Below are 6,129 nucleotides of genomic sequence, written 5' to 3'. Positions count from 1 at the left end.
GCTCGAATCCAGTGATTTGGACTAATTGTCCTTTCTTGGTAATTGTCTTGAGTGCTTTTCCATTAGCCATCCAGCGATTTTTAGGAATACCCACAATCGATTGAAAATCGCGAAGTTTCTCGACCCCATTCCCAAAACATGGTAAATACTGCTTGCAGACTGAGAATTTGGTAAGGACTAGGCATCAATCTCATCAATGTGTAGAGTAGAGCTTGGGCACAGCGGTGCGCGCACGCCTTTGTTTCCCGACGTGAAAAGCGCAACAAGACACGGGAGAATGGTGTTCACTGTTCTCGCAAATATTGTTGTGTGCCCTTTTGCTCACATTTTGATCACGATCGATACTAGTTTTTATGTATTGGTGCAAGATGTGAGTAGTTCTATCCCCAGCCGTATTGACTGCTTTTGCTGCCAGATCCCAGCCTAGTTGCCGCAATGTATGGCTCAATTGACCTAACGATTGTACCGAACAGTCTGCACTCAATAGCTGTCCCGATTGGAACACAATATTCCAGCTCGTATTGTCGCAAACTACTTCAAGACAGCCAGTACTGCGATCGCTATAAAAGTGGTTTAACATTCTCGCAGGATCGATTTCTGGTTTCATGGCAAGATAGAGAACTTCTTACCTAGCGTTCTCCATCTACAAGCCAAAATTACAACTATAATTTAATTTGGAATCGGGTTTAGAAGATAGATATATTCTATACAAAAGTGGAATATTTGCTATAGTAAATGCATTCGCTCGTTGACGAGCGTCAAGTTAATAAATGAATCTAACTAGACTTTAGGTGGCGCACCATAACGGACGCGATTGTATTCTTCCACCAATCTACCTTCAGCGACCGATTTTTGCTCTTGAACTAACAGATTGCCAAATTCAATTAGGCGCGCGAGTGTAAAATATGGCTTGGGAAAAGTTGGCTTAATCCCACTTGCCGGGTTAACTACTTCCATCGCGACTCTTTCTAATCCTACCTGCCCGATAAACTCTCTAATTTGTTCGTCATAGATCCGCGCGCGCATTGCTGCAAAAAAATCAACTGCTTGTTCGGGAAATCGATCGACCAAGCTGAATATTTCTCGACCAGAAATATTATCTGGCGCAAAAATTCCACTCACAATTCCCACTTTATCCTCGTGCGTCGGTACCCAGTAAAACTTCTCCATCCGTCCGTCGCGCACCAGTGGCGCATATAGCGTCGATAGATCGTTCCCAGTTAAAATAATCGGAATTCGCGGTAAAGGAGTCGAATCGTAACTACCAGGTAGCTGCACATTAGTAGGATTGTCGGCAATATTCATCAACGTAGCATTTACCAACTGAGTATTCACCGTATACTGCGTACCCTGGTCGAATCTCCCCGCCCCAGCATCGATATCATTAATCACCAATACTGCCATTCGCCCCCGCACTTTAATAATTTCCGCAGCCTCCCGATATCGCAACCGAATCAATCGCGCCGAATCACCCGCATCGGGACTCTCCAGCTCCCCCGCCGAAATATGGATTGCTTCGACCTTCATCCGATCGAAGACTAATTCGCACTGAAAGGTTTTTCCCTCACCTTTACGCCCATGTACGCCCAAAATTAGCGGTACTTTAACACCAGGCAGATCGAGATAATTTTTGGTGATATGGACGGCTAGTTTGTCGAGGAAAGCTGGAGCGATGTAGTAATCCATGAGGGGATAGGGAATAGAGGATAGGGGATAGTGAATTGAGTGATTAGTGTGTAGGTTGGGTTGCGGATGCGCGCTCGTCGGGTCTCCCGACGGTTTAGCGCACCAAGCAGAGGCACGAAACCCAACAGCACCAATGTTGTAGGTACTTAGTGGATCGTGAATAAAGTTTAACGCGCATTCTGCGTAAGATGGCTACCAAACTCGATTGTTATCAACTACTATCCCCTATCCCCTATTCCCTATTCCCTATCCACTATTCACATTCGATCGCCATTTCCTGGTATCGTGAAGGTGAGAAAATTTGAGTTGAGAAGATAAACTAACATGGGGACGACTTACCAGCGGGTATTGCTCAAACTGAGTGGGGAAGCCCTAATGGGCGATCTTGGCTATGGCATCGATCCGACAATCGTACAAGCCATCGCCCAAGAAGTATCCGAAGTCGTCGCCACTGGCGTTCAAGTCGCCATCGTTGTGGGTGGTGGAAATATTTTTCGTGGGGTTAAAGCTTCAGCCAAAGGCATGGATCGGGCGACTGCTGACTATGTAGGGATGATTGCGACTGTAATGAATGCAATTACGCTTCAAGATGCGTTAGAACAAAAAGGGGTACCTACCAGGGTACAAACCGCTATCGCCATGCAGGAAGTCGCCGAACCCTATATCCGTCGCCGCGCCATCCGCCATCTCGAAAAAGGTCGGGTTGTGGTGTTTGGTGCTGGTTCTGGAAATCCATTCTTTACCACCGATACTGCTGCTGCTCTGCGTGCTGCCGAAATCGATGCTAATGTGATTTTTAAGGCTACTAAAGTTGATGGTGTCTATGATTCCGATCCGCATGTCAATCCAGATGCTAAACGATTTCAAAGTTTGACTTTTAAGCACGTTCTCGATCGAGACTTACGCGTGATGGATAGTACGGCGATTGCGATGTGTCGGGAGAATAATATTCCCATTATCGTGTTCAATTTATTTGAACGGGGCAACATTCAGCGCGTGGTAGCGGGTGAAACAATCGGTACTTATGTAGGAGGTTCTTGTGAAATTTGCTGATGTTGAAGGTCATATGCAGAAAGCGGTTGAGTCTGTCAGCCGTTCGTTTAATACAATTCGGACTGGACGCGCAAGTACGAGTTTGCTCGATCGGGTGACGATCGATTATTATGGTACGCCCACACCATTAAAATCGCTGGCGAATATCGGGACTCCCGATTCGACAACGATTACGATTCAACCGTTCGATCGCGGTAGTATGAGTACGATCGAGAAAGCGATTTCGCTCTCAGATATTGGTTTGACTCCCAATAACGATGGTTCGACAATTCGCCTGAATATCCCGCCGCTGACTGGCGAACGCCGCAAGGAATTTGTCAAACAAGCGGGTAAATATGCCGAAGAAGGCAAAATTTCAGTCCGCAATATCCGGCGCGATGCGATTGATTTTGTTAAAAAGCAAGAGAAAGCTAGCGAAATTTCTGAAGATGAATCTAAAGATTTACAAGATAAAATTCAGAAATTAACCGACAAGTATGGCACTAAAGTCGAACAGGTATTAGCGGAAAAAGAAAAAGATATTATGACAGTTTAGTTGATTCAATCATTGTAATCCAAATGGTGGGCAATGCCCGCCATTTACATTCGAGCGGGTATTGCAATCCCAATATATCTGAACATTTATCGATCTCTAATCGACAATTGAAAACTACGCGATCGTGAACATAAAAGTAATTGAAAACTTTGACGGCAGTTTTACACTCGATTTGCAGGCGCAAACAATCTTATTTGGCTTGCTAACTGGTGAGACATTTCTTCAGCAAGTCGCAGAGCAGGCTAATTGTCAAACTCTTACTTTTACCCAGATATTATTTCAACCAGTTCCCTACAGCCCCAATACTCCTAAAGGAATGCCTGCGGAAATCGAGCAATATCACCAATCTCCAGAGCATTTAATTATTAACGTACCGCCTAATTTTATGTTTGCCGCCAAGATTTTTCAACCGAGTCGGCTCTGTGCGATCTATCAGAAACAAAATTAGATTTTAACCTACCGATCGTTAATTATGTCCTCGACTACCGATCTACCAAGTCTAGAAAGCTTGGAGTTTTTACCCTATATCAACGATGTCGGCGAATTACCCGAATTTCAAAATCAAGTTGGTATTTATGCGATCTTTGATGCAGATAAAAGCTTGCAATTTGTGGGCTATTCGCGAGATATTTATTTGAGCCTCAAACAGCATCTCGTCAGACAGCCAGATGATTGTTATTGGGTAAAAATAACCACGATCGATCGACCGAATCGGACATTTCTCGATAGCGTTCGCTCGACTTGGCTTGAGGAAAATGGTAAAATTCCGATCGGGAATGGTGCGAGTAATGCTCAATGGTTAGATCCGATTCCCACCAATTATGCCATGACAGCAGCCGAAAGCGACAGCTTTGAGGATCTTGATGGTGTCGCTCAAATCAAACTGCTCAAGCAAGTCGCCAGACGGGTTGAAGAGACAATTTTAGCTAAACTCCAACAGCGTGGCGTTCGCAGCGAGATTCGCTTCAACCCTAAGCTCAAGGAACAGGGGTTGCTGGATTTAAAATAGACTTGGTGACGGGGAGACTGGGAGACTGGGGAAAAACCTAGAACGCAGTTCCACAGCCTATTCCCTAGTCCCCTAAAACCTAAAACCTAAAACCTAATACCTAATACCTAACACGTTTGCCTTGCTTTTGACTGGCTTGGCGCACGAGATCGAGCGTTTTTTGATAGCTAACCATTTCGCCTTGCTGACGAAATAAATTAGCCCCGGTATTGAGATCGGCAATTGCACCAGATCGATCGCCGATGACTAATTTGACCGCACCTCGGTTACTATAAGATTCAGCATCTTGAGGGTTGAGTGCGATCGCGCGATTGAAGTCTGAAATTGCCCCCCGATTGTCGCCTGCATCAAATTTAGCCACACCCCGATTGTAGAAAACTAGCACATCTTTAGAACCGAGTGCAATGGCGCGATCGTAATCAGTCATCGCCCCCTGTTTGTCACCCATCCCAAATTTAGCCGCACCCCGATTGGCATAAGCTTCGGTATAGTTGGGATTAATAGTAATAGCTCGATCGTACTCGGCAATTGCCCCTCGTGTATCTCCCTGTTGAAATTTTGCAGCTCCCAAATTGTTGTAATCTTCCGCCCGATTGGGCATCGAGCCAGGAGTACTAGCCATTACGACGATCGATTTTGCGGGCGATGGAAAAAAGCAGAAGTTAGAAAGGAGCAAAATGAGGAGCGAGAAGGTGACTTTCATCGGGAGCTGTAAATGAGGGGTTGAGCTAAAAAGAGTTGTGAAATTTAGAGTGAGGGTTTAAATCCCTACCCCAAAAATTACTCAGGAATGGTGTAATTACCTGTTACCATCACTCTAGCAAATAGACTTAGCAGAAAATGTCAGCTTTATCTTAATTCTTTCTGCTATATTCCCAAATCGGCAGCAATCCGATGAGCGCAAGCAAAACCCGAAAATGCGACAGCATTCAAACCTTGCCCTGGAAAGGTACTATCGCCGACACAATACAAGCCAGGAACCGCAGTCCGATTGAAAGGCATATTTAATAATCCGGGCAACTTCCGCCGGGGAATCGGCCCATAACTACCATCAGCACGCCCCAGAAAGCGTCTGTGAGTGCGTGGCGTACCAATCTCCATAAAATCTAAACCTGCATTTAAACCAGGGAAAATCCGCTCTAATCGATCGATTAACACCCCCGCACGCTCTTCTTTTTTCGCCAGATATTCGCTCGGACTCAAGCCTTGCCAATCGCTCATCCAACTAGGCGTAAATGCATGAATAATCTGATACCCATCTGGTGCCAAGCTGGGATCGAGCAAGGTGGGAATCGAGACAAAAATCGTCCCTTCTGGCTCCTCCATCTGCGTCCAATCTTCGAGCAGAACGTGGTGACACTCGGTACCCGCAGGTAACACCGCCGCAGCTACGCCTAAATGCAGGCTCAAGAAGGCTGGCGACTTCTGATAGCGTTCTTGCCATTTGCGCTCTTTGGCAGGCATCTCAGCGGCGGGTAATAGCTGCTCGAACGTATCCCATCGTGTCGCATTCGAGACGATCCGCTTGGCGCGATAAGTCTTGCCATTAGCAACTGCTACACCGACAGCTTTACCACCTTCGATAATAATTTTTGTCACTCGCGATTGATAGTGGATTTCGCCCCCAGCCTTTGTCAATCCAGCGACTAATTTTTGGGCGATTTGTCCGACACCACCTTTGGGATAATTAATCCCCCCATAATGTCTATCTGAAAATACCATTCCCGCATTAATCATCGGGGTGAGTTCGGCAGGTACTACCGACCAAATATAGCACTCCATATCGATAAACTTGAGGACATTTGGGTCTTTGATATATTTACGCGCAATATCCCCGACATTTAGC

6 protein-coding genes and 1 pseudogene are annotated in these 6,129 nt (G+C 45.7%); 4 read left to right on the top strand and 3 right to left on the bottom strand.

From position 1 onward, the window contains the following. Positions 1-807: 807 nt before the first annotated feature. Positions 808-1,686: pseudogene (locus Q0R35_RS00930) on the bottom strand (AAA family ATPase); the annotation flags it as partial. Between the two features lie 324 nt (positions 1,687-2,010). On the opposite strand from Q0R35_RS00930, the gene pyrH reads away from it, so the two are divergent. From pyrH to Q0R35_RS00910, 4 genes are all read left to right on the top strand, one after another. Continuing rightward, positions 2,011-2,739, top strand: coding sequence for a UMP kinase (gene pyrH / locus Q0R35_RS00925; RefSeq protein WP_295613539.1), 729 nt, complete (start codon positions 2,011-2,013; stop codon positions 2,737-2,739). Then, positions 2,726-3,274, top strand: coding sequence for a ribosome recycling factor (gene frr, locus Q0R35_RS00920; RefSeq protein ID WP_295613537.1), 549 nt, complete (start codon positions 2,726-2,728; stop codon positions 3,272-3,274). The genes pyrH and frr overlap by 14 nt, the downstream gene beginning before the upstream one ends. A 124-nt stretch (positions 3,275-3,398) precedes the next feature. Further along, positions 3,399-3,722 (top strand): hypothetical protein, encoded by a 324-nt coding sequence (locus Q0R35_RS00915; RefSeq protein WP_295613535.1) that lies wholly within the window; start codon positions 3,399-3,401, stop codon positions 3,720-3,722. Positions 3,723-3,746: 24 nt separating this feature from the next. Then, positions 3,747-4,283 carry a GIY-YIG nuclease family protein gene (locus Q0R35_RS00910; protein ID WP_295613533.1) on the top strand — a complete coding sequence of 179 codons (537 nt, stop codon included), beginning with the start codon at positions 3,747-3,749 and terminating at the stop codon, positions 4,281-4,283. Between the two features lie 100 nt (positions 4,284-4,383). Here the strand turns inward: Q0R35_RS00910 and Q0R35_RS00905 are convergent, their stop codons facing one another. After that, positions 4,384-4,986 carry a tetratricopeptide repeat protein gene (locus Q0R35_RS00905; RefSeq protein WP_295613531.1) on the bottom strand — a complete coding sequence of 201 codons (603 nt, stop codon included), beginning with the start codon at positions 4,984-4,986 and terminating at the stop codon, positions 4,384-4,386. Between the two features lie 164 nt (positions 4,987-5,150). Beyond that, positions 5,151-6,129 (bottom strand): carotenoid isomerase (gene crtH / locus Q0R35_RS00900; RefSeq protein WP_295613529.1); only part of this gene is annotated, 979 nt, incomplete at its 5' end.

It is taken from the genome of Chamaesiphon sp. GL140_3_metabinner_50 (assembly GCF_025361915.1).
Lineage (GTDB): Bacteria > Cyanobacteriota > Cyanobacteriia > Cyanobacteriales > Chamaesiphonaceae > Chamaesiphon.
Note: the sequence above shows the minus strand (reverse complement) of the source record. Positions and strands in the feature narration are given on the sequence as shown.

Coding starts and splice junctions, on each gene's coding strand:
- Q0R35_RS00905 (WP_295613531.1), bottom strand. CDS start 4,986: ATGAAAGTCACCTTCTCGCTCCTCATTTTGCTCCTTTCTAACTTCTGC.
- Q0R35_RS00910 (WP_295613533.1), top strand. CDS start 3,747: ATGTCCTCGACTACCGATCTACCAAGTCTAGAAAGCTTGGAGTTTTTA.
- pyrH (WP_295613539.1), top strand. CDS start 2,011: ATGGGGACGACTTACCAGCGGGTATTGCTCAAACTGAGTGGGGAAGCC.